Raw genomic sequence first — 25824 nt, forward strand, 5'->3', positions numbered from 1 at the left:
GACTGTCATTCGTCGCTCCACTCGTCCACCATTCCGAGACTCTCCCGGAACCGGGCGGCGAGGCGCGCGAGCGTCCGGGGGTCCGTCCCTTCCGCCGCCAGGAGGTCGGCGAGGCGGCGCACCGCGTCACGGTACGCCTCCGCGGCGTACCGCCAGTCCGCGAGCACCAAGTCCGGGTCGCCCGGCAGGAGCAGCCCGAGGGCCGTGTCCCACACCCGGGCGGCGTCCGTGTCCGGGAACGCGTTCCGGAAGTCGGTGAACGCCGAGCGCCAGATCCGGCGCGCCGCCGTGGCCGCGACGGCGTCGAGGGCGTCCGGCCACGGGCCGGGGCGGGCCAGCAGCAGCCGCACCTGGTCGAGCGGCGCCAGTCCACCGCCCCGTACGCCTCCGCCGAGTTGCGCCTCGACGTCCATGCCGGGGGTGATCCCGATGCCCGCGTCCCTCAGTTCGTCCAGGGTGACGGTCTCGGCGCCGGTGAACCCCGGCGGGTCACCGGGCAGGTCGTCCGCGACCACCTGGCCGGCGATCCACCGGCGCCGGTCCTCCTCGGAGGGCGGTTCCTGGAGCGGGGCGCCGTCGCCGGTCGTGATGACGTCGGGGGCGGGTGCGGAGGGCGGTTCCTGGAGCGGGGCGCCGTCGCCGGTCGTGATGACGTCGGGGGCGGGTGCGGAGGGCGGTTCCTGGAGCGGGGCGCCGTCGCCGGTCGTGATGACGTCGGGGGCGGGTGCGGAGGGCCGGTCCGTCAACGCGGGCGGATTCGTCCGCGACCAGTGCGCTCCCGTGTCGTCCTGGGGAGAGGTCAGCACGAGGAAGCTCTCGTTCGCCGCCGGCCGCCGGTCGAGGAGCCGGAGGGGCCGCGTCGGCAGCCACACCGTCCGGGCGGCCCCCGTCCGGGCGGCGATCGCCTCGGCCAGGTCGGCGTCCCCCGTCCCCGCCCCGACGGGGACGACCGTGACGTCCCGGTCCAGTTGCGCCAGGACGGGGTCGTGGGAGAGCAGCTCGGCGATCTCGTCGTAGGGCACCGGGCGGGTGGTGCCGTCCGGCCAGGGCATGTCGACCTGTCCCGGGGTGGTGCCGCTCATGTCCAGTACGTATCCGCCGGGGTGGTCGCTCCTTCCGGCGCCCTTCCGGTGCCAGGGCGCCAGGGCCCCGCGGCTGTTGTTCAGGCCGCCGTCGGGCGAGATCACGTAGCGGTCCGCCCACATGCGGCTCGGGGCGGGCCTCCCCGTCCAGTTGCGGCCGGCCTCGGTGCCGTTCACGGAGGTGATGAGGGTGCGGTCGCCCAGCGCGCCGTGGCGTTCGAGGTCGTACGCGGCGAGCGCGGTGGGGTCGTGGACGTCGCGGCCGAGGGCCGCCGCCGTGGCCGCCATGGCGAGCAGGTCCGTCCGCAGGGTCTCGTCCCCCGGGTTCTCACCGGTGCCCAGGTGGAGCGCCTTCGTCGCCAGGGCGTCGGGGTCGGGATGGTCCTCCACGCTCTCCACGGCCTGGACCGTGGCCCACAGCGCGTGCTGCCGGTCGGTCGCGGTGACGTGTGCCGACGGACGCAGTCCCAGCACCTGACGGGTCCACTGGTCCGGGTCGTGCCGGCCGATCAGTTCGCGGGCCCGGTCCACGGAGGGCAGGGGGACGAAGTCGGGCAGCGCGGCCCCGGGGTCGGCGGCCAGCCTCGACGAAGCGGCCTCCAGCATCGTCCGTACGTCGTCGGGGTCCGGCGGCGCGGGACGGGTGCCGGGGGCGGTCGTCAGGCCGTGATGCGCGCGGGTGACCCGGTCGAGCAGGTCGAGCGTCAGCTCGCCGTACTCCCGCAGGTTCCCGTCCCCGCGGCGCATGACCTCCAGGGCACCGATCCCGCGCAGCAGCCGGTGGTACGTGCCGGGCGGGGCGTCCTTGTCGACCTCCACGTCGACGCCGAACGTGGCCCGCAGGGCGCGGACCAGGCGCAGTGCCGTGTCCCGGGCCATGGCCGGGGTGAGGTCCGGGGACGTCTCCAGGCCGGCCCGCACGGCCAGGGCGTCGAGTTCGTCCGGGGTCGGTTCGGGGCGCAGCTTCACCATGTCCACCGGGTCGTTCGCCGGGGTGGTGGGGATGCCGTGGTCGTACAGCTTCCCCTTCGCGAGATAGCTCAGGTGCTCCCGGTTCGGGGCGTAGACGTCGCGCCGTGTCGTGTTGGAGGCGTCCTGGGCCGCCGACGAGACGGCGAGCGGGTCGGGGACGAACGGGCTGCTCCGCTTCAGGGCGGCGGCGGTGTGTCCCTCCGGTCCGCTCGCCCAGCAGGACAGGAGCACGATGGGGGTGTCCCGGTCCAGTCGGCTCACGCTGGGGCGCCGTCGGAGGTAGCCGCCGGTTTCCGTGCCCCGGACCGGGACGTTGTTCTGGAACATCCGCTCGACCATGACGGTCTGGCCCGGCAGACCGTGGACCATGAAGAAGTAGGGCCTGCGGCCCTTCCACGGCACCGGCCGGGGACTGCCGACCGGCTCACCGGTGACCGGGTCGTAGACGAACCACTCCGTCGACCGGATCAGATCCTGGAGCCATGGCTCGCGCTTGAACAGGTCGGTGCCGTTGAGCACCGCGCGGCCGACGGGCCGGCCCTCGTCGGTGAGGGTGTAGGTCTTGACCTCCGCGTCCCGGAGGGTCTTCCCGTCGATCGTGCGCAGGACGGCCTCCCCGGGTTCCGGCAGGCCCTCGTCCGGCCCCAGGTCGTCCGGCCCACTGCCGATCCACTCGCCCAGCGGCTCGCTGCCGAAGACCCGGTCGTCGGTCACCTCGACGCGGTGCCGGCCGGTGTCGGGGTGCGGCTTCAGGGCGACCTCGCCGCTGTGCGACCACAGCGTCCTGCGCGTCCGGGCCGCGGCCCCGCGAGGCAGGTCCAGTCCCATGGCGCCCGCGTTCGGTGAGACGAGCACCACATCGGCGGCGTCCTCACGGGAGGTCATCTCCCCGTCCTGCGCCAGCAGTTCGGTGAACTCCTCCGGCGACAGCCGCCATCGCCTGCTGCCGTCCGGCAGGGCCAGCCCGACCTTCGTGTGATCGCCTTCCTTCGTCGCGATCACGTAGGGGAGAGGAGCGTCCGGCCGACGTGCCCACGGCGACGGCCGGGCGTCCCGGCTGCCGCCGTCCACCACGTCGTACGAGGAGACGTCCAGGTCCCGGGCGGGCCGGCCCGTCCAGTTCCGGCCCAGCGGCGTGCCGTCCGGTGCGGTGAGGCGGGTGGCGTCGGAGAGCAGGCCCTGCTTGCCGAGATGGTAGGCGGTCAGCGACGTCCGGCTGGCCGCCCGGCCTGCCGCCATCGCCTCGGCCGTCAGCTCGTACAGCCGGCGGACGCGGTGCGACAGGGCGTCGACGTCGAAGCGCACCGGTGCGCGGGCGGAGTCCGTGGATCCGCCGTCCGAGTCGCTGTCCGAGTCGCTGTCCGAGTCGTCGTCCGAGTCGGGGTCGTCCCCGGGGTTGTCGTCCAGGTGCAGGAGGTTGGTGGCGAGCCGGTCCGGACCGGTGGAGTAGTCCTCCGGGCCGAAGTCCTCCGGGCTCAGTTCCGCCAGCCGGGCGACGGCCTCCGACAGGGGGGAACGGTCGACCGTGACGACCGCCTGTCGCCGTGCCGCCCTCCCGGTGGCGCCGTCGATCGGGCCGACGGCTCCGATGTCCCGGCCGCCGCTCTCCGTGGTGACCGTGAAGTCCTCGGCCCGGACCGTGCCGCCGCGCACGTCCGCGACATCGCGCACGGCCTGTCCGTTGAACCCCAGTTGACGCCGTATCTCGTCGAGGAGGAGGTCGCGCACGGCCTCCGCCCGTTGCCGGCCGACCGTCTCGGCGTGCTCGACGGCGGCACCGGACAGCGCGAAGCGCGGACCGTTGCTGTAACCGGTGACCGTGATCGTGGGGAGCCGGAGACCGGCCCTGAGGTCCCGCAGACCGGACAGCACGATCTGCTGGGCCAGGTCGGCGAGTTGGCGGCGCTGGTCCGGATCGGTGACGTCCCGGTGCCGGTACTCGAAGGCGACCCGGGACCGGGGCGGGGAAAGCGCCGGTGCGGGTCCGGCGGGTCCGCCGTCGTCCGGCACCGCCACGCTCCCGGCCTCGTCGTCGAGATCGGAGTCGAGGTCGGGGTCGAGGTCGGGGACGGTGTCCGACAGCGCCCCCCGACCGGTCGGCCGCGGCACCGTGTCCGTCGGGGCCTGGGAGTCGGGGGAGACCGGCGGCGCGGCGGGGGCGGTGGGTCCTGCGGCGTCGGAGGGAGTCAGCAGGCCGGCACGTGCGGCGTGCAGCAGGTGTGCCAGGGAGCCGGCGGTCAGCGACCGGTCCCAGCCCTGCCGGGCGGCGTACTGGCCGACGGTGTGCCGGAGCCCGCCCCAGGTGAGCAGGCCGGGGTCGGTGTTGCCGGCCGCCTGGAACCGCAGCCCTTCGAGGGCGCCGAAGCCCTCGATCAGCTCGTGGAACTCCGCCTCGCGGGCCGGGTCGGAGTCGATGTGGACGCCGTGGGTCTGCCGCAGGGCCCGCACCCAGTGCCGGGCGCGGTCGGCGCGGTCCGGCAGCCGGTCGGGCAGTCCGCCCAGGTCGGCGAGCGCGTCGAGGGCGACGGTCCCGGGCTCGGGAGGGAACTCCTCGATGTGACCCACGGGGTTGTCGGGGGCGTCGTCCAGGACCAGGCGCGGCGGCAGGACGCCCTCGGCCTCGCTCGGCGAGATCTGCCGGTCCACGGTGAAGGCGGTGCGGCGGGTCTCGTTGGCGACGTACTGGGCGGAGGGGGGATGGGCGAGCAGGTCCTGGTCGGCGCGCGTCATGGACATCTCGCAGATCAGCAGCCACACCGGCTGCTCGGGAGGCAGCGCCTGCAGGCTCCTGCGCCGCGCCAGCATCCGGCCCAGCTGCTGGGGGTGGACCGCCTGGTTGGCGCGGGTGCTGCGGCGGGGCACGGTCGTGCGTCCGCTGTCGCCGTGGCCGACGAAGACGTAGGAGTCGGCCAGGCCGCGCGGCAGGGGCAGCAGGCCGCCCTGCCGCGCGGGGTACACACCGGGCAGCCCTTCCACCTCATTGGTGTAGTGCTGGACGGCGGACACCACCCGCAGGGCCTCCTCCCGCATCGCCATGTCGTGCGCGTTGAGGAACGCCCGCCCGGTCAGCGTCTGCCCGTCGACCGTGACCAGCGGGTAGGAGTGGATGTCGGCGTCGGGGAAGACGGTGCCGTTCGCGGCCCTGACGGTGGCCGCCGGGTCGTCCGGGACCAGCCCCGGGTCGGCGGGGACCCAGGTCCCCGCCGGATCGCTCCCGGAGGCAGGCGCGGCCAGGACCGGCACCCGGCGGCCGTCCGGGGCCCTTTCGAGCCGCAGGTCGCCGTAGGTGAACCAGGTGCGGGCGCCGGTGCGGTCGGCGATCACCCGTGCGAGGGCCTCGTTGCGGCCGTCCTCCTCCCCGATCAGGATCACCACGGGCGCGTCCGGCCGCCGCCCCGGGTCGTGCAGCACCAGTTCGGCGAACTCCTCGTCCGACACCGGCTTCCCGTCCGCCAGCACCATGCCCTCGGCGTTCCGTTCGGCCAGCACCGCGTGAGCGGCGGGGCCCCAGGGCGCGGGGTGGACGCCCCGGGGGTCGGCGACCACGTCCAGGTACAGGTGGATGTCGGGACGTCCGGTCCAGTTCCTGCCGTACGGCGCGCCGTCGTCCCTGCTGAGCACGGACTGCTCCGGGTAACCCTGCCGGGTCAGCCCGTAGGCGGCGACGGCGTCCAGGCTGCCGCTGCGACCCCGGCGATGGGCACTGCTCACGAGGGTGAGGGCGTCGTAGTGCCGGGCCGCGTCCACCGGCGCGTCCGGTGCCAGGTGCAACAGCGTCCGGGTGATGCCGTCCAGATCCAGCGGGCCGCGGCCGAAGCGCGGGTGCCGGGCGCGCACCGACTCGATCACGCGCAGCGAGTTGAACAGCCCGTTGCGCAGCTCCGGTGAGAGCGGCTGGGAGCCGAAGGTGGCGTCGACGAGTGCCCACAGTTCCCGAAGACGCTGCTGGACCGCGTTGTCGGTGGGCGGCGGTGCGGCGGCGGACCGTGTCTCCGGCACCAAAGTGGGGGACGGCAACGGCAACGGCGCGGGGGTGTGCGGCTGCGGCGCGTGCGCGCCGGTGGTGCCGTCCCACAGGGCGCGCACGGCCACGTAGGAGTCGCTGCCGTCACCCGGGGCGCCCTCGGCGACGTCCCACAGCGCACGGGCGCGGGCCAGCGCCTCGTTCTCCACGTCGGTGGCCTCGACGGGGTTGACGTCCGCCGGACGCGCCCCGCGGGGACGGGCGGGTTCGACGCTGCGCGGGTGGCGGGTCCGGGGCTTGGGGCCCTCGCCGTACAACCGGCGCAGCAGGGGGTACAGGGCGGGCTGGTGGGTGCGCACCCACTCCGGGCCGGCGTTGTTGCGGGGCAGCCCGGTGTAGGGGTCGTTGCCGCCGTTGGCCATGAGGTAGACGTTGCTGAGCTGGGCGAAGAACTCGCGCTCGTCATGGCTGCTGTAGTTGGGGGCGCTGCGGCGGCCGTCGGCGTCGTAGCCGTAGAGGGGGCCGTCGGGCCAGTTGCCCGCCTCGCCGGCCCGTGTGGTGGTACGGAAGGTGTTGGTGATGCGCTGCCGGTCGACGGGGCCCAGACCGTGCAGGTGGATGGTGTGGGCGAATTCGTGCAGGGTGGTCGAGTAACCGTCGGGATACGCGGACGTGCCGGTGCCGACGGTGGTGCGCTCGCCGAGCAGGTTCTCCTCGGTGACGGCCGCGGTGCGCGTGCCGACACCGCGGACGTCGTCCCAGGGTCGGCTGTCGCCGGTGAGGGCGCCCCGCAGGAAGCGGAAGGCGTCCAGGGAGGTCATGGCCTCGCCCCTGGGCACCACCAGGACCCGCGAACCGCCCTTGAGCAACCGGGCCGCGACGTCCGGGTCCTGCAGCATCCGGGCGATCTGGGCACGGGCCCGGTCACCGGCGGATACGGGCTGTTCGACTCCGTCGGGCACCTGCGTCATGAGGCGCGCCGCGACCGGGGCGAACTCGGCCGGGGTGATCCCGGCGCGCAGGGCGTCCACGAGCGCGGGGTCGGAGGCCAGCCGCTCGCGGTGCGCGGGCGGCAGCGACGCCAGAGCCGCGTCGCGGTCGGCGGCGGACAGGCCGGGCAGCCGGGCGACGAGCGCCCGGACCGGGTCCGCGGCCACCTCCGGGCGGACCCGCAGCCCGTCGGCCAGTGCGGTCAGCTCGGCGCCCAGCGCGGGCAGGTCGGAGTCGGTGACGCCGAGGGCGCGCCAGGTCTCCTCGTGGCGGGCGAGGGCGTCGGGGTCCAGGGCGGCGGAGTCGAGCAGTTCACTGAGCCGTACGGCGAGGGTGGGAGCGGCGCCGGCGGGCCGCGCGGAACGGTAGGCGTCCTCGCGCAGGAGAGCAGGCGCGACCGTACCGGGGCCGTCGGCGGGGATGCGGTGCAGCGCCCACAGCAGGTCGAGGAGGTCGCGTCCGCGCAGCTCCGGGTCGGTCCCGGTGGCCAGAGCGAGGGCGGCGTCGGCCAGGGAGTCCGCGGGGGCCGGCACGGTGAAGCCGTCGGCCGTGACCGTGCCGGAGGCGGGCCGGTCCACCGCCGTGACCGTGATGTCGACTCCGTTCACCGACAGGCCGAGGACCCGGCCGCCGTCCGTGCCGGGCAGGACCCGCACCGACGCTCCGGGCAGCTCCCGCTCCAGCGCCGCGCGGATCCCGTCGACGGCGGGCAGGGTGGCCGCGGGCAACTGGAACTCCACGGCGCCCAGCGGCCGGGACTGGCCGAACTGCACCCGGCCCCGGGCGGCTCCGGCCAGCACCGCGGGATGGCCGAGGCCGTGCAGTACGGCGCCGACCCGGCGCGCGACGTCCAGCTTGCCGGTGTCGTCACCGGACGGCGTGCCCGGCGTGTCCGAGGGGGCCGGGACGCTCCGGCCGGCCGGGGCGGCGGTGGGCGCCGACGGCGGGGGCGGGGGTGCGGACGCCGGCGGGGGCGGGGGTGCGGACGCCGGCGGGGGCTGCGCGGGTTCCCTCGGCGGGGCCGGGGGCGGTGCGGGGACGGTCGCGGCGGTCTTCACCTGGTCGGTGCGGACGACGACGCCCAGCCGGTCGCTGAACAGGGCCGCCACGTTGGCCAGCCAGTCGGCGGCCTGCGCGGCCTCCAGGCCGGGCCGGACCGTCTCGCTCATGTAGCGGCCCGACTTGTCGTTCACCACCCAGGAACGCAGCTTCTCGCTCCAGCGGAACTCGCCGGACACCCGGCTGCGGCCCGGCAGCGTCCGGCCGGCCGTCCTACCGCCGTCGTCGGCGAAACCGGCGGCGATGCCGGTGTGGCCCAGCCCGTCCAGCGTCCTGCGCAGCGCCTCCGCCGTCAGATCGGGGTCCTTCTCCCGCATCCCCGCCAGCAGCGCGTCGAACTGCTCCGGCGTGACGATCCCGCTCAGGTCCTCCGTGCCGAGGATCACCCGCCCGTCATCGGTGACCGTGTACAGCCATACCGCGTCCCGGTTGCCGGTGATCAGCAGGTCGGGATCGACCTCGTCCAACGGCACCCACAGGGGGTTGAGCCGTACGTCGCCGTCCTGGTCGCGTTCCTCGTCCTTGATCCGCTTCGGGAGGACCGGGTCACCGAACCGGTCGCGGGGTTCGGCGTCGCTGCCGTCGTAGTGGTTGACGCCGTTGTAGTAGACCTCCGTCTGCCGCGTGGCGTTGTCGGGCCCGGCGCCGGTGACCCGTCGGGGGCCCGAGGGGAGCGACCGCACCACGTCGACCCGCAGGTCGAACGCGTGCGCGAGGAGAGGCAGGAAGATCTCCCCCGCCGGCGTCCCCCAGCGCCGCTCCCAGTTGACGACGGCGTCCAGGAGCACGGGCAGCTCCGTGTCGTCCAGCGGCGCGGCGCTCTGCGTGTAGGCGGTGCGGAGCAGACGGCCCAGTGCAGTGTCGTCGAGGTCGCGGGGCGCCGGCAACAGGCCGTGCTGCTCGAGGTACTCGAACATCCGGCGCGGGCCCAGATCCTCGGCCTCCGCCTCCACGACGGCCCGGACGTCCTGCGGGGAGACGGCCGGATCGGCGGGCTGCGACGCCGTGCGGGCGTCGACGTACCGCCTGAGGAGATCGGCGGGGTCGAGGGCCTCGGGAACGGTGACGCGCCGGACGCCGTGGTGGTCGAGGAGGGAGAGCATCCCGGCCCGGTCCGTTCCCCGGACGCGGGCGGCGAACGCGTCGGCGACCGTCTGCCGGAACTGGCCGACGATCTGCGGGTGCAGCCGCCCCGCGCTGCGGGCCACGTGGTCCTCCACGTGGGACCGCATCGCCCGGAGCACGGTTCGCGACGGCCCGGTCGTGGCGCCGGTCGCGGCCTGACGGCGCAGGTCGTCGCGGACCGCGTCGGGATCCCCCAGCCAGTCGTACGCGGCGCGGTCAGTGGCGGCGAGGCCGGGCAGACGGCCGCGGATGTGCACGGGGTCGCCGGCCATGAAGGAGTACAGGAGGCACTCCCCCGTGCCGGGCACCGGCACCCGGCGCCCTCTCGCCCGGCCGCTGTCGCTCTCCGGCGCGGCACCCTTCTTGCCGTCGCCTTGGGGCGGGTTCGGCTTCAGGTCCGGCTCCGGCTCCGGCTCCGGCTTCGGAACAGACGGCTTCGACTCCGACTCCGGCTTCAGCTCCGACTCCGGCTTCGGAGCAGGCAGCTTCAGGTCCGGCTCCAGCTCCGGAACAGGCTTCGGAACAGGCGGCTTCGACTCCGGCTCCGGCTTCGGAACAGACGGCTTCGACTCCGACTCCGGCTTCAGCTCCGACTCCGGCTTCGGAGCAGGCGACTCCGGCTTCGGAGCAGGCGGCTTCAGGTCCGGCTCCAGCTCCGGAACAGGCTTCGGAACAGGCGGCTTCGACTCCGACTCCAGCTCCGGAGCAGGCGGCTCCGGCTCTGGCGCCGGCTCCGGAACAGGGTTGGTCGGCAGGGCCAGTTGGTAGTGGCGGTCGTCGAGGCTGAGCACCACGTGGGCGCCGGAGTGTGCGGAGGTTTCGACGAGTCCCCGGAGGTCGTCCGTCGGATCCTCGGGGACGAAGTCCTGGAAGCCGCCGTCACTCCCGACCACCGTGACGCGCACGCCGAAGGAGCGGGCGGCGAGCAGCGGGAGCAGGTCCGCCGCACCGTGGTTCCAGCCGCCCTCCGACGGGGCGTCACCTCGTCGGAGGAGCTGGGTGACCGCCAGCTCGGCCCGTACCTCGGGGGGCAGATCGGCGATGTGCGGGATCAGACCGCCGAGGCCGTCGAACTCACGGCGTGCGGGGGTGTCCGTTCCGAGGTCCAGGCCCGCCGCGGCGATCTCCTCCGCGCTGAAGGCGTCGGTGTGGTCGGGGGCGACGGCGGCCAGCAGGGCCTCGTCGGCGTGGTCGGTGAGCCAGGAGGCCACCCTCCGGCGCATCTCGGACATCGCCCGCGGGCCGGCGGGGTCGATGCCCTGCGCGGCCAGCAGCCCCGGAGCGACGCGTTCGAGGCCCTGGGCGAGCGCGCGGAAGAAGGCGTCGCCGTCCCTCGGCACGTCCTGGAGCGTGTACGTCTCGTTCGTGGGGGACGTGAGGACGGTGTCCGGTCCCTCGACCTTCCTGGTGTAGCGGGGCGGGGCCGGGGGCTTGGCCGCGGGTGCCTTGGGCGGGGCCTGGTAGGTCACCTCGGGCGGCTCGGCGAGACCGTCCAGCTCCTCGCGGCCCTCCGCGGTGGCCGCGAGCCGGTGCCAGCGGGTGAGCTGGTCCGCCCCGGACCGTACCCGGTGGTACTCCGCCACGGCCTTCTCCGCCGTGTCCCTGAGCGCGTCCAGTTCGGCGCGCCGGGTCTCGAAGGCGTCGCGTGCCGCGTCCCGGCGGGCGGTGGCGTCGTCGAGGTCCCGGCCGGGCGCCCTCGCGGACAGCAGGGCCGCGTCGAGCCGCGCGTCGGCCGCCGCCTTCTCGGTGCGCGCGGTCTCCAGCCGCAGGTCGGCCGCCTTCCGCAGTTCCCCGGCGGCCTCCCGCGCGTCGGCCAGGCGGGCCAGAGCCGCGTCCTCCTCCTCCCGCAGGACCTCCGCCCAGCCGTCGTGCTCGGGTGCGGCGCCGTACGCGTTGTCGGCGAACGCGTCGACTTCGGCCTGCGCGGCGGCCACGGACCTGTCCGCGAGGTCGTGGTCGCGGCGCGCGTCGCTCTCGGCCTGCCGCAGGGCGGTGTCCGCGGCGTCGGCGTCGGCCCGGGCCAGGTCGACCGGGCGGGTGGCCGCACGAGCGACCCGAGCGGCCTTGTCGAGGGCGGCCTGCGCGGCGTCGAGGTCCGCGCGCAGCCCGCCGGAGGAGCGCCGCTTCTTCCAGTAGGCCTTGTCGGCGTCGACCCACGCCTTGCTCGCCTTCCCGACCGCGTCCCACGCCTTCGAGACGCGTTCGGGGAAGTTCGTGTCGGTGATGATCCGCAGATCGCGGGCGACGTCCTCCCGGACCCAGGTGACGACGTACGCCTCGGACCTCATCGCCTGCGGACCCGATCTGGCCTTGGCGAAGGTTCCGCCCCGGACCCGGTTCGCGAACTTCGAGTCCACGATGTTGCGGTGCACGTCGCCGACTCCGACCCAGGTGGCCGGGACGGCGAACAGGAAGGACCGGCCCGTCGTGGGCTTGAGGTTGCGCGAGGTCAGGTGGTCGTCCCCGACCGGCATGCCGTCGCCGTCGAGGTCGTTGGGGCCGGGACCGAAGGCTCCGATCTGGTTGAGGCCCACGTTGTGGGGGGAGTCGTACAGGAAGGCGCCGCCGAGGCTCGAGGACTGGCTGTGCTCGACCGACGCCGACGTGCCGGCGTTGTCCCCGTACCGTCTGAGCACCTCCAGCTTCTTGCCGTCGGCGACCGTCAGCAGCAGCGCGCGGCTGAAGTCGGGCGCCGAGCGCAGTGACAGCTGTCCGGTGTCGGTGCCCATGAGGGACTTCTCGGTCAGCCCCGCCACCTGGTAGCCGCCCGGTTCGGTGGTGCGGGGGAAGAACGCCGTGACCGCCGTGGAGCTGGTGCCGTCCTCCAGCGCCTGCGCCGAGCCGGTGCCGAGGCGGGTCAGCCCGGTCTCCCTGGTCCTGCGGAGGAGTTCGGTGAGGGCGGTGGCGCCGGAACCGTCCCCGGCCTCCAGGCTCTGGAGGGGGAAGCCGACGTCGTACGCCTTCGTGAGGAGGAGCTCGCCGGCCATGCGGATGTTCTCGGTACCGATGATCCCGCGGGGGTGCATGCCGTTCTCGGGGAAGACGAACGGCCTTACCACACCGTCCCCGTCCCGGACCGTCAGTTCCGCCACCGCCCTGGAAAGGGGTATCGGCCGGGGCGGACCGGCCAGGGCGGGGTCGGCCGCCGGGTCGGGCGCGGGCAGCAGCCGGCCGGTCCCCTCGTCCTCCCGCGACCGCACCGGCTCCATCAGGCTGAGCGGCACGTGCTCGCGCAGCTCGCCGACGTCGGCCTCCTCGGTGATGCGCAGCCGGCCCCGGAAGCGGTCGAGGGCCGTGGACTTCGCCTCCGCCGGCTCCGTGCCGGCCGGCGCGCCGGTGTTCGGGGTGTCGTCGGCCTCCAGGGTGATCCGCATCCGGTACGGGGTGACGACCTCCGCGTGCGGTTCGGTGGACGCCGCCCGGTAGATCGTGACGGTGGTGACCGTGTGACTGGACGAGACCGTCTTCCGGTTCGATCCGCCCTCGGTGTACGTGGGACCGGCGGCCGCGACCTGCGCGTTGCCGGTGTACACCAGCTGGTTGGTCAGCAGGCCCACGTCCGCCCCGGAGGAGAACTCCGAGTTCTCCTGGGCGGTCTCGATGGCCCGCCGGTTCTCCTCCAGCTCCGCGCTGTGGTCGAGTCCCTCGAACACGGGTGTCCCGGGGATCAGTTCGACGCGCGCCCGCACCCGCCGGCTGCCGATCCGGATGCTGTCCCAGCCCCAGCCTCCGGCCTTGACCAGCGTCGACGGGGCGGTGGTCGTCATCTCCCCCTTCAGCGCCCGCGTGGCGCGGGCCGTCACCAACTGCCGGATCCGCTCCCGGCTCTCGTCGTCGAGCCCCAGTCTCCCGATCCGCCTGTCGAACGCGAGGAGTGCGTCGGTGGGGTCCAGCGGGTTCACCGCGTACGTGCCGAAGGCGGTGCCGCGCATCCAGGGCTGCGGCGTCCAGCCCTGACCGGTGTAGCGGGGGACGTCGCCCAGCCCGTCGTCGATCAGCCCCATCCGGTGGGCGCTCTTCTCCGGCAGGTGCCCCAGCAGTCCGCCCCGGCTGGTCAGCGCGGTCCCCGCCGCTCCGGCGAAGAGGCTCGGCACGTAGGTCCTGGCCGCCGCGGCCGTTCCGGTCCGGCCCGCGCCCAGCCGGCTGGTGAACAGCGCGAACCAGTGCTGCACGTCGCCGGCCACCAGCACCTGGTGGGTGAAGCCCTTGCGGTTCATGTCCGCGACGACCGTGCGTACGACGCTGCGGCTGCGCGTGTGGGACGTCGACACGGGGTTGGCGACGAGGCCGTACGCGCCCATGAGGCCGTGGCCCGGGTTCTGGGCGACGGAGTAGACCAGCTGGCCGCCGAAGACGAAACCGGTGCTGTTGCTGACCTTGCCGGCCGCCTGCCGGGTCCCGCCGAGCGTCATCTCGGTGTCCATGGACATCGACGGGGTGAGGGCCCGCAGGTCCCCGACCGCCGTGGCGTACCGGAAGGTCCCCCACAGCTCGCCGTACGGCCCCTTGCCCAGCAGGCCGCTGCCCACCAGGCCCAGCGGCCCCGAACTCTGGTCGAAGCCCGACGCCAGGGACTGGGGGGTGAAGGAGCGGACGATCGCGTCCCGGGTGGCGGCGCCCTCCTTCATCAGCTGCCAGGCGTTGCCCGACGCCGCCCCCAGGACCCGGTCCACCTCCGCGAGGAGGGCGGGTGACACCACCATGTTCACGATGACGAACGGGTGCTGCCGGAAGTCCCTGAACTGCTCCGTCCCGCGGTCGGCGAGCCGGCCGGCGGGCTGGCTCGCGTCGGGGCCCGCGGGCAGCACGAGGTCGCCCTTGGCCAGGGCGAGGGCGACCTCGGTGGTCATGTGCGTGGGGGCGGACTCCTCGGACAGGTAGGGGTTGAGCGCCCCGTCCGCGTGCGGGTCCGCGTCGGGGGTGTGCTGCACGGGGACGCCGATGAGCACCTGCCCGGTTCTCGGGCCGCCGCCCCGCAGATGGCCCAGCGGCGTCCGGCCGAAGAGCACGTTGACCGGCTCGTCCAGGACCAGCAGACCCGGCAGCCCGAGGCCGAGACCGCGGATCAGGCCGCGGGGCCGCCAGTAGCCGGTCGCGGCCGCGGTGAGGGACAGGTCGTAGCGGTACAGGTGGGTGGGCTGGTTGCTCACCGACATCGGCTCGTTGGTGACGGTCGAACCGAAGCCGGTCTCCGTCTCCCACTGCCAGCCCCCGCGTACGCCCAGGGTCAGCCCGAGCGTGTTGCGGGGCAGGCCCGCGAGGTCGTCGACGTTGTTGTCACGGCCCGAGAACGTGCCCTCGAAGCCCAGCTCCAGGCCTCGTTTCGCGCTCGTCTGGCCGTCGACCCGGTCGACGCCCTGGGCGCTGAAGCGCATGCCCTCGCTGTCGTCCCTGCCCTCGTACCGCCGCCCGGTCAGCGTCCCGTGCACCCGGACGGTGTAGTAGGTCTGTCCGACGGTGCCGGGGTCCGTGAGTCTGATCGGCAGGCCGACCGTGGTCAGCGCCTCCAGGTTCGCGGTGACGTTCTGCTGGGACAGCACGCCGAGGACCTGCAGGGTGTTCTGGAGCGCGATCCGGTACTTGACGGGGTCGGTCCAGCGGGGCGGCATGGGCAGGCTCTGGGCCGCCTGGAGCACCTGGTCGGGCTCGCGCCCCAGCAGGTCGCCCAAGCGGGCGCGCCAGCCCTTCGGCAGGTTCGGCGGCAGCAGCTGGTCGAGGGGTACCACCAGGCCCTGACGCAGGTGGGAGAGGGCGTCGACCACGCCGTCGGCGAACGCGTCCAGCAGGGTGCGGCCGATGCCGTCCGCCGCGTCCGGTGTGACACGGGTGCGCCGGCCGTCGTCGAAGGCGAACTCCTTCACCCGGTGCATGCCCAGGGTGCGCGGCCGGTCCACGGTCAGATAGGCGGGCACGAACGGCGGGGCGACGCCGTTGCGCAGGGCGAGTGTGGTCCCGTCGTCCCATCCGGCCAGCCGCCGTGCCTCGGAGCTGGTCATCCGGTCCAGGCTCCAGGTGAGGAAGCGCGTCGGCGGTGCGTTGTCACCGGACCGCCGCACCCGCACCGACTTCACGACCAGGTAGAGGGCGGTCCTGGGGCCCTTGACCTGTCCGGCCGACTTCAGGGTGCCGGCCCCGCCGAGCCCGACCGACCAGGTCTTCGCGAACGAGGCGTGGAGGGTCGGTCCCCACTGGAGCCGCAGGTCGAAGGGGGCCGTGCCGGGGTCGTGGAAGTTGAAGGCGGGTCCGGCCACGGCCTGCAGCAGCAGACTCCTGCCGTGGGCCCGGCTCCGCTCGCTGCGGACCGTCGAGGTGTTGATGTCCCGCATCTCGGCCTGGTCGGTCTCGCCGACGAGCACCGCCGCCTGCGGGATCAGTTCCTCCACCACGAAGGCGCCCAGCGGTGACTTCTTCCTGTCGTCGGCGAACAGCTGCGGGGTGGTGACGCGGCCGCGCGCCATCGTGCCGCCGTGCCGCTGGAAGCTGTCGCCGGAGAAGAAGCTGTCCAGCTCGATGTAGGCCGAGCTGCCGGGCAGGGCTCCGATCCGGGCGGCCGCCCAGTCCCGGATCGCGGCGACCGGGCCGAAGCCCTCGATACGGACGAAGCGGTACTGGGAGTCGCGGTCCAGGGTCATCGACCGGGGGATGCGGCCCGGCTTCGGAATCCTGGTCACGCTGTCGGGCAGGCGCACGCGCAGGCCGTTGCGGATGCCGAAGGCGAACCGGGCGGGCGGGACCGGTCCGGTCCTGGTGCCGGTGCCGGTCCTGGTCCTGGGCTTGTCCGTATTGGCGTCGGTGCCCGTGATGTCCCGCCCGGCGGCGTCCGTGATGCGTATCTCGTAGTGGATGTCGTCCAGGTACGCCCGTGACTTGTCCAGCGTCCGGGTCTCCATCTGGTTCATGCGCTGGTCGGTCAGGGTGTATCCGACCTTGTTGATGAAGCCGAACCGCACGGCGAGCCGGCCGAAGCCGCCGAACGCCGCGCTGCCCGCCGGGCCGATCGGTCCGCCGAGACCGTACTGGGAGTTGGCCTGCATGTTCTTGGTCAGCCCGAAGGCCGCGGCCGCCCGGTGCATGCTGTCGATCTTCGTCGAGTCGCCGACGCCGTCGTCGAACGGGGTCCAGTTGCCGTAGTGACGCGCTCCGACCCACAGGACGCGCTTCTTTCCGTCCGCGTTGACGTACGGGAAGGGGCGCCCCTTGCCGTCCGCCAGCGTCTTCGGCTTGTCCCGGAGCGTCTGCCGGACGTCGTCCAGCAGCCGTGCGCCGTCCTTGGGCCGGGCCTGCGGCCGGGCCCCCAGTTCGCGGTCGATGGCGTCCAGGGCCTGTTCGTAGCCCCGCAGGACGACCGTGCTCTGGCCGAAGGTGCTCGGGTTGGCGAGGAGTTGTTCGAGCTCCGCGGGGGACAGGTCGGACGGCAGCAGCGACCGGAGGTCGTCGACGTACGCGGGCATCCGCCTGCCGTCCTCGAACCGGGCCGGGGTGCGGCGTACCGGCGGGGGCTCCATGACGGGGTCGAGGCGCGGGGCGTCCGGAGACGGCGGATCCGGCTCCGGGGGCGGAGGCGGGCCGGGAGGTGTGCCGGTTTCGCCCCCGGCCGTGGCCGTGGTGGGTGACAGGCGGGTGTCCGCCGGGGACGCGGGGGCCTGCCGGACGGCCGACCAGTCGGCGGCCTGCTGGCGCCGGCCGTCCGCCATGGGGAGCAGGGAGAGGACGTGCGGCTTCGACGGGTCGTTCTGGGCGATCAGACCCACGGCCCCCGGTGAGGTCCACACCCCGCGGCCGGTCCCGGCGCCGACGAGGGCCCGCCGGTCGGTGGCCTGCGGGACCGTCGGGGCCGGGGTCATGGAGGCGAGGACGATGTCGGCCGTGCGCGGGAAGTCGTTCAGCGCCGGGTCCACCGCGAGCAGTTCGGCGATCTCCTCGTAGGGGACCGCGGCGCGGAATCCGCCGGGCAGCTCCATGGTGAGGTGGTCCGGCCCGGCCTCGCCCCGCACCAGGAACGGGGCGGGCCCGGTGGTGCCGGTGGTGCCGGTGGTCCACGGCATCCTCGCCCGGCGCAGCGGGCGGTGACCACCGTCCGGTGTCTCCGCCATGACGAGGGCGGCGTCGACGTCCACCGCCGCACCCGGTGGACCCGGCGTCCAGCTCCGCCCCGCCGGGGCGCCCGAGTCGTCGAGCAGCAGGGTGTCCGGCGCGAGGGCGCCCAGGGTCTCCAGGTGGAACACGCCCAGCGCGACCGGGTCGTCCACGTCGACGCCGACGGCCGCCGCGCGCGCCACCAGGTCCAGGAGGTCGGGCAGCCGGGACGGGTCGGGCCGGCCCAGGTGCAGCACCCTGCCGGTGAGGGCGACCGGGTCGGGGGTCCGGCTCTCCCACTCCAGGGTCTTCACGGTCGCCCAGAAGAACCGGGCCCGCTCGGGCGCCCCGATGACCACCTGGTCCGGGTCCAGCCCCAGGAGCTGGGCGGTCTCGTCGTTCACCTCCTCGTCCGTGAGACCGTCCAGCCCTTCGGCCACGGTGGTCACGTGCGGCAGGGTCACGAAGTCGGTGAGCACGGCGCCGGGGTCCCGACGCACGGCGTCGGCGGCCCTGGCCAGCAGGTCCCGGTAGGCGTCGGGCCCCAACTCGCCGTCCGGGTCGCCGTGCTCCGTCGCCCGGATCTCGCGGGCCGCGCGCTCGAACAGGTCCAGGCTGAACGGAATGACGTCGCGCAGCACCGGGTCGGCGGCGCGCAGGGACTCCAGAGCGCCGATGCCCGCGAGGAGTTCGCCGTAGCGGCTGTCGTCCTCGATCGCCACCCCGAACGTCTGCCGCAACGCGCGCACCAGCCGCATCGTCCGCTCACGGACCTCCTCCGAAGCCGGTCCCACCGGGTCGGGGTGCAGGCCCGCCGCGCGGGCGCGGTCGTCGAGCGCGGCGTCGCCGGGTTCCGGCCGGTGCTCCACCCACCGGCCGCGCCGGCCCCGCGAATCCGTGAGGATGTAGTGGGAGACCCGGCCGTTCTCCCCGAATCTGAAGCCGACCTCCTGGGTGGGCCCGTGAACGGTCCGGCCGGTCTCGTTGGCCACGTGCTGGCTCTCGCCGACGTCGGCCAGCGAGTCGGGGACGAACGTGTCCGTGACCAGCTTGCGCCTGCGGGTGAGGCTCGGCGGTGTCGCGGCGAAGCACTCCTGCATGACGATGGCGTGGTCCTTGGGGAGCCGCGCCACGCTCGGACGGCGCCTGAGCATGCCGCCCGTCGCCCGCTCCCGTTTCCGGTGGCGGGGGTTCGACCGGGTCGGCAGCGCCGTCTCGCCGGGATACCCGTGCGCGGCGAAGACGTACACCGGCTTGCCGGCGAACGGGACGGGTTCGTCGTCCCTGGTCCAGGTCCCGTCCTGCCGGTTGAAGTGGTAGAGCTCGGTCGCCGTCGCCGCGTGCCGGAACCCCCGCAGCAGTTGCGCGCGCTCACCGTCCTGGAACACGGCCCTGCCGATCGGCCCCCGGTCGGTGACGATGGTGTGGGACTGCAGGTCCTGTTCCCAGAAGGGGGCGCGGGCGGACTCCGCGGGGTCGGGCAGCAGGCCGGGGGAGCTGCGGATCCAGTCGGTGCGGTCGCTGCCCCGGCCGCTCCGCAGGGGCACGACGTACGGGTGGGAGGCGTTGCCGTCCGGACCTTCGGCGACGTCCACGACCCCGTTGGCCGCCCAGACGTCCCTGCCGATCCGGTCCGCCGCCCGTCGCGGCAGTTCCAGACCCCCTCCGCCGGCGTCGGAGACGAGCAGCAGCACCGGCACGTCCGCCGGGAGTCCGCTCAACTCTGCATCGAGGGCGAGCAGTTCGGCGAACACCTCGAGGGGCACCTCACGCGGGGCGCCGTCGTGGCCGCGTACGACGACCTGGTCACGGTCGCCGTCCGCCCGCACGACGTAGGGGTCCGGGCCGCCGGGCCGGTGCCAGGGCGCAGTCCCCACCTCGTCGCGTGACAGGCTGCCGCCGGCCCGGGGCCCGATCCTTCCCGTACGGGTGAGGTCCAGGTCGTCGAGCCCGTCCTTGCCCCGGGTCCAGTCGCGGCCGCGGGGGCGTCCGTCGGGGCCGGTGGTCATGGCGTGGGTGGACGACAGCACGCCCTGGCGCTGGAGGTGGAGCGCGGCGAGGGCGGCCAGACCGCCCGCCGCCTGCGCCGCCTGCGCCGTGGCCAGCCCCAGCAGTCGGCTGCGCTGCACGTTGCTCACCGGGTCGGCGGGGTCCAGGAGCAGCACCCGGCGGGCCACGGCGTCCAGGTCGAGCGGGCCGGAGTCCAGCAGAGGGTCGGTCCGGCGGAGCCGGTCGAGGCGCGCGAGGCCTTCACGGATGTCCGGGTACAGAGGGCTCGACATGACGTCGGGGCCGTAGACGTCCGCCAGCAGTTCCCGGTGCCGGGCTTCCTCCGGGGTCGGCTCCTCCGCCCGGTCCCCGTCCACGCCGTCGTCCTGGTGATCGGACAGCAGGGCGTCGAAGCCGTCCAGCAGGCCGTCCAGGCTCGGCAACGGGGTGTCGAGGCCCCCGACCGGTCCGGGATCGAGAAGGTCGGCGAGGGCGGCGGGCGGCTCGGACGGTGCCTCGTTCCCGTGACGGTCCGCGAAGGTGACGTCGTCCACTCCGGTGTCGCCGGTGCGGGGCGCGATGGGGTCGCCGGGCCGGAGGGCCGCCCAGTCGGCCGCCGCGGGGCGCCCCGGTGCGCTGGGCAGGAGGGAGGGGACGTACGGCCGTGACGGCCCGGCCGGTGCCAGGCTCACACTGCCCTGCGTGGCCCATACGGTACGGCCGGTCCCGGCGCCGACGACGGACCGCGGATCGGTGTCCGGGGTGCCGCCGGCCGGTCCGGCGGACGCCGTGGCCGCCTTCGGGACGGCCAGGACGATGTCCGTGGTGTCCTCCGGGCGGGTGTTGAGCACCGGGTCGCGGGCCAGCAGCTCGGCGACCTCGTCGTAGGGGACCCGGGCTCGGAAGCCGCCGGGCAGGGTCATGAGGAGGTGGTCCCGGCCGCCGCCCGCCCACACCAGGTAGGCCGGCGTTCTGCCGGGGGCGCTCCACGGCGGGCTTTCCTGGCCCACGGCCCGGTAGCCGCCACCCTGTTGCGGGGCGGCGACGACGACACGGTCGGTGAGTGCGGTCGTGGCCGCGCCCGGCGGGGCCGGGGACCAGCGTCGCCCGGTCGGCACGCCGTTGAGGTCGAACAGTTGGGTCCGGGGCGCGAGGGCGCCCAGGGTCTCCAGGTGGAACGCGCCCAGCTCGGTCAGGTTGTCCACGTCGACACCGACGGCCGCCGCCTGGGCGACCAGGTGGAGCAGTTCGGGCCGCCGGGCCGGGTCGGCCCGGTCCAGGTGCAGCACCCTGCCGGTGAGGGCGTCCGGGTCGGGGGTCCGGCTCTCCCACTCCAGGGCCTTCACCGTCGCCCAGAACAACCGGGCCCGCTCGGGCTCCCCGACAACCGCCGGGCCGCCGTCCAGGCGCAGGACGCGGGCGGCCTCGGTGTCCAGCTCCTGGTCCGTCAGACCGCCCAGCCGCTGCGCGGCGGCGGTGACGTGGGGCAGGGTGACGAAGTCGGAGAGCACGGCGCCCGGCTGTCTGCGTACGGCGCCGGCGGCCCGGTCGAGCAGGTCCCGGTAGACGTCGGTGCCCGGACCGCGCTGCCCGCCTGCGTGGGCCGCGCGTTCGAACAGGTCCATGGAGAACGGGCCGAGATCGCGCAGCACCGGGTCGGCCGCCCGCAGGGACTCCAGCGCGCCGATCCCGGCGAGGAGATCGCCGTACCGGCTGTCGTCCTCGATCGCCGCGCCGAAGGCCAGCCGCAGCGCGCGCACCAGCCGCAGGGCCCGTTCGCGGGTGGCGTCCGTGACGGGCTGCGCGGGGTCGGTGTGCAGGCCGGCCGCGCGGGCGCGGTCGTCGAGCAGGTCACCGACGGGTTCGGGCCGGTGCTCCACCCACTTCCCGTGCCGGCCCCGCGAGTCCGTGTAGAGGCGGTGGACGAACTTCCCGTCCGGCAGCGTCGCGAAGCTGACCATGTGGGTGCCGCCGTACGCCGTGCGCCCGGTCTCGTTGGCGACGTGCTGGCTCTCGCTGACGACCGCCAGCGGGTCAGGGACGAAGGTGTCGTCGATGCCCCTGCGGGTGCGGACCACGCCCGGCGGCTCGGCGCTCGAACACGCCTCCATCAGCACGGCGTGGTCCTCGGGGAGCCGGGCCAGGCTCGGGCGCCGCTTGAGCATCCCGCCGGTCTCCCGCTGATGGGTGTGGTGCCTCGGGTCCGTCGTGGTCGGTACCCGGATCGCGCCCGGCCGGGCGTGGGCGCTGAAGACGTACACCGGCTTGCCGGCGAACGGAACCGGCTCGTCGTCCTTGACCGCTTCCTTGGTGACCGGGTTGTAGTGCCACAGCTCCGACGACTCCGTCGCGAGCTTCAGCACCGCGATCCGGCGCGGGGCCTCGGTGTCCTCGAACACGCCTCTGCCGATGGTCACGCCCCCGTCGCCGACGACGCTGTGCGACAGCATCTCGCGCTCCCACTGCGGCGCGTCCTCGCGCTCCGCCGGGTCGAGCACCTGGCCGGGGGTGCTGCGGATCCAGTCGGCGCGCAGCAGCCCCTCCCCGACCAGCAGGGAGACGACGTGCGGCTGCGACGGGCCCTGTTGCGGGGAGACCTTCACGGTGCCGTTGGCCGACCAGACCTCCCTGCCGATCCGGTCCGCCGCCTGGCGCGGCAGGTCCAGACCGCGGGCGCCGGCGTCGGGGACCAGCAGCACCACGGGGGTGCCCGGGGACAGCGCCGCGAGCCCGGGGTCGCGGGCCAGCAGTTCGGCGAACACGTCGATCGGCACCAGACGCGGGGCGCCGTCGTAGCCGCGCACGACGATCCGCTGGTGGTCGCCCTGCGCCATGACGACGTACGGCTTCGGCTCACCGGGCCGGTGCCAGGGCGCGGGCTGTACGTCGCCGCGGGCCAGGGTGCCGTCGGGCTGCCGGAACACCTTCCCCACCTCGGTGAGGTCGAGGTCGGAGAACCCGATGCTCGCCCAGTTGCGGCCCCAGACGCCGCTGTCGTCGGTCAGCGCCTGGGTGGGGGACAGCACGCCGCGGAGCTCCAGGTGGAAGGCGGCCAGGGCGGCCAGGCTGCCCGCCGACTCCACCGCCGGGTCCATCGCCACCCGGAACAGCTCACTGCGCTGCGCGTCGGTCACCGGATGGGCGGGGTCCAGGAGCAGTACCTTGCGGGTCAGGCTGTCCAGGTCGAGCGGGGCGTTCCGCAGGGCGGGATCGGCCTGCCGGAGCTGGTCGAGGTGCGTCAGGGCGTCGCGGAGGGCGGGGTGGAGGGGGTTCGTCGCGATCGCGGGGCCGAACACGTCCGTCAGCAGCCGGTCGTACAGCGCCTCGGTGGCGGGATCCGGCTCGAAGTCCGGCTCGGACGCGTCCTGGTCGTTCTCCCAGTCCATGATCATGTCGACCGAGTCCGGGGAACCGGGCTCGGAGGACTCCCCGGTCGGGACCTCGGCCGGTGCCCGGGAGCTGAGCGGTGTCTCGTCGACGGTGACGGGCTGGGTGGTGGCCGGCACCTCGCGGGAGACGACCGGGGTGGGCTCCGCCGTGGGGCCGGTGGCGGCCGGCAGTTCCCCGGACTCGGTGCGCACGGGCCGGTAGGGCTCCGGGACGTCGGACGTGGTCCGGGTCTCGGTCTTCGGCACCGCGGAGGACGGACGGGACTGCCCGGACTCCTCGGGCGCGGGGGACTGCCCGGACTCCTCGGACGCGGAAGCGCGGATGTCGTCCGGGTCGGCCGTGTCCGGGTTCGGCGTCTCGGCGGTGACCGCCGGGTCGCCGGACGGTGTGGTCTGGGGCCGCGACTGCGGGGTGGCGTTCGGTGAGGCGTGACCGCCCGGGGACGTGGTGCTCGACGGGGCGGGCGCGAGGGGCGCCTGCGGGTTCTGCTCCTGTTGCTGTCGCTCGTCGGAGGTGAACCGGCTCGTGTCGCCGTCCGTCGACCGCTGTCGTTCGGTCCCGTCCGGTACGGAGTTGTCGCCGCCCGTCTGGGTCGAGGGCAGTACGGGAACGGTGGAGCCGCCGGTGGCCGGCTTGTCCACCGGCGGGGTGTGGTCCGTGTCGGTGTTCCAGTCGGTCCCCGGGGTCCTGGTCACCGACGGGTTCAGGGTGGAGAAGACGGCGTCGGTGTCGGTATCGGTGTCGCCCACCAGAGGGTCCCGGTAGGCGTCGCCGTACGCGTTCGACGGAGGGGCGTGGTACGACGGCTTGCCCGCGCCCGTCGCCCCCGGGAGTCCGTGGGCGTTGACGTCGTCGCCGGCGCCGCGACCCGTGCCGTAGTCCGGGAGGGAGGAGACGGACGAGACGGACGAGACGTCGCTGGTATCACTGAAGACCGACGAGACGTCGCTGGTGTCGCCGAAGACCGACGAGACGTCGCTGGTGTCGCCGAAGACCGACGAGGCGTCGCCGGCGCCGCGACCCGTGCCGTAGTCCGGGAGGGAGGAGACGGACGAGACGGACGAGACGTCGCTGGTATCACTGAAGACCGACGAGACGTCGCTGGTGTCGCCGAAGACCGACGAGGTGTCGTCGGCGTGGGAGACCGAGCCGTCGTTGTCCGACCGGTACGGCGACGTGGAGGAGGAGGTCGGGACGTTGTAGACGTCGCTGTACGTGTTGTCGTGGATGTCCTGGTACGGGCTTCCGCCGTCGTACGCGCCGTCGTACCGGTTCTCGTACTCGTACCGGTCGCCGCTCGCGCTCGTGCCGCCGTTCCCACTGCCGCCGCCCAGCAGGTCGTTGACGCCGTCGGAGCCGAAGTCGGTGTTCTGGAAGTAATTCTTGTAGACGAACTTCCCGCCGAACTCCGCCCCGGTCGACGCCGCTTCGAAGACCAGGCCGCTGAGGCCGGCGCTCAGGAACGTGCCGGGGTTGAGGGTGAACGTGCCCAGGAAGATCAGGCCGGTGAAGGCCTCGGCGAAGGTCTCCGCCTGTCCCTCGTTGATGAAACTGAACGGGAGCTCGGAGGCCTCCTTCCAGAAGTTGTTGTTCTTGAAGTACTTGTTGATGAACTTTCCGCCGACCTCGCCGAAGATGCCTCCGAAGAGTCCCGCGAACGCGCCGGCGACCGCCGACTGGCCGATGTCCTTCCAGTCGAACTTGATGCGCCGGCGCTCCGGGTCGTCCGGCGCGGTCATGGAGATCAACTGCGAGGCGAACGCGACGAACGCCTCCTGGATCGCCTCCAGCAGCACCGAGAGCGGCGTGGGGATGGCGCGCCCCAGCCGCTGGAGGATCAGCAGGATGGTGAGCGCGGTGCGCGCCTTCTGGATGACGATCTCGGTGAGCGACGTACCGCCGGTGAAGACCGCCAGCGCGGCGATCAGGGCCAGCTCGATGTTCATCAGGATGAACTCGATGAGGATCTGGTACTTCGCCTCGGACAGCTTGATGGAACGGTTCACCTGCTGGGCGCCCAGGTCCCGGAGCTCGTCGGAGAACTTCTGCAGGTGGTTCTGGCCGTTGTCGTCGACGAAGAGCTTCATCGCGGCGACGAACTCTTTGGCGATCTGCGGGGGGAGCGAGTTCCCGGCGGTGGAGATCGCTCCCTTCATCGCGTCGGAGAGGTCCCGGATGTCGTCGGCCAGCCGTGTGTAGGGGTTACGGCTGTCGAAGCCCCGGTCCTCGTTGCCGGTGGCGACGTTCGCCCCCACCCAGACCTCGATGAACTCCCGCAGACCGGGCGGGAACATGATGGCCATTCAGCGCCTGTTCTCGCTCTCCGAGCCGTGCGCCTCGATGTCCTCCACTGCCTGGACCTGCGGCCGCTGCACGTGGTCGGCCTCCGCGGCGACCGCGTCGACCAGCGCCGTGAACCCGCTGGTGATGGACAGGACCGTGTCCCTCACCTGCTGCTGTTCGCGCCGGACCTGCTCGCCGACCGCGTTGGCGAAGTCGTCGTCGCCGCCCTCCTCGCCCCACCAGCCCGCGTATTCCGCGCAGCCGGTCTCGAACCGGGGCAGCATCTCGTCGCCGTAGCGCACGGCGTCGGCGAGGTGCCGGGAACCCTGCAGGATCGCCTGGATGTCGGCGGAGTAGTTGCCGGCCATGGTCACGCGCCTTCCTGTCGTCCCCGTCGTCCGTCGCCCGCGGCGCGGGCCGCCCCGGGTGGGGCCGTGGGTTCCTCGTCGTCCTCGACGATCTCGTCGCGGAGCCTGCTCATCGCCGTGGGTCCCTTCGTCACGGCGGTCTCGCTGAGCAGCGAGCCGAAGACCGAACCCCAGTCGACGCCCATCCGCTCCGGGGCGGCACCACGCGCGGTCATCCTGGTGAGCGGGTCGAGCACGTCGACGACCCGGCGGGCCATCTCTGCCCGCGCCGTGTTCGCGGCCTCCAGCACCGCCGCGGAGAGCTGTGCGGCGGCCATGGTCCGGTACTTGCCGTCGAGGAACTCCAGGCTGGTCAGCTCCCCCTTCGCTCCGACGGAGACCCGCACCGACCGGTCCGCCGAACGCGCGGTGACCGACGCCGCGTCCAGCTCGGCCCGTGCCGAGGCCGCGGCCTCCTCCGCCGCCTTGAGGTGGGCCATCGCCTGGGCCACCCGGTCCTCCATCGGCTGACTCATCCCGCTCCCCT

At 73.9% G+C, this 25824-nt stretch carries 3 protein-coding genes; all 3 read right to left on the reverse strand.

All coding sequences use genetic code 11. The features are described from left to right. Positions 1 to 5 precede the first annotated feature (5 nt). Genes KYY02_RS17180 through KYY02_RS17190 form a run of 3 tightly spaced genes read right to left on the reverse strand, consistent with a single transcriptional unit; the run spans position 6 to position 25813 of the window. Complete coding sequence (locus KYY02_RS17180; RefSeq protein WP_371238832.1) at positions 6 to 24950, reverse strand: lonely Cys domain-containing protein; 24945 nt, start codon at positions 24948 to 24950, stop codon at positions 6 to 8. Continuing rightward, a complete protein-coding gene (locus KYY02_RS17185) occupies positions 24951 to 25304 on the reverse strand; it encodes a hypothetical protein (protein ID WP_371238833.1) in 354 nt (117 codons plus the stop codon). Next, positions 25301 to 25813, reverse strand: a complete 513-nt coding sequence (locus KYY02_RS17190) for a YbaB/EbfC family nucleoid-associated protein (RefSeq protein WP_371238834.1) — start codon at positions 25811 to 25813, stop codon at positions 25301 to 25303. Before KYY02_RS17190 ends, KYY02_RS17185 begins: the two co-directional genes overlap by 4 nt. Between the last annotated feature and the right edge of the window lie 11 nt (positions 25814 to 25824).

It is taken from the genome of Streptomyces pimonensis, from assembly GCF_041380215.1.
Taxonomy (GTDB): domain Bacteria; phylum Actinomycetota; class Actinomycetes; order Streptomycetales; family Streptomycetaceae; genus Streptomyces; species Streptomyces pimonensis.

Coding starts and splice junctions, on each gene's coding strand:
- KYY02_RS17180 (WP_371238832.1), bottom strand. CDS start 24,950: ATGGCCATCATGTTCCCGCCCGGTCTGCGGGAGTTCATCGAGGTCTGG.
- KYY02_RS17190 (WP_371238834.1), bottom strand. CDS start 25,813: ATGAGTCAGCCGATGGAGGACCGGGTGGCCCAGGCGATGGCCCACCTC.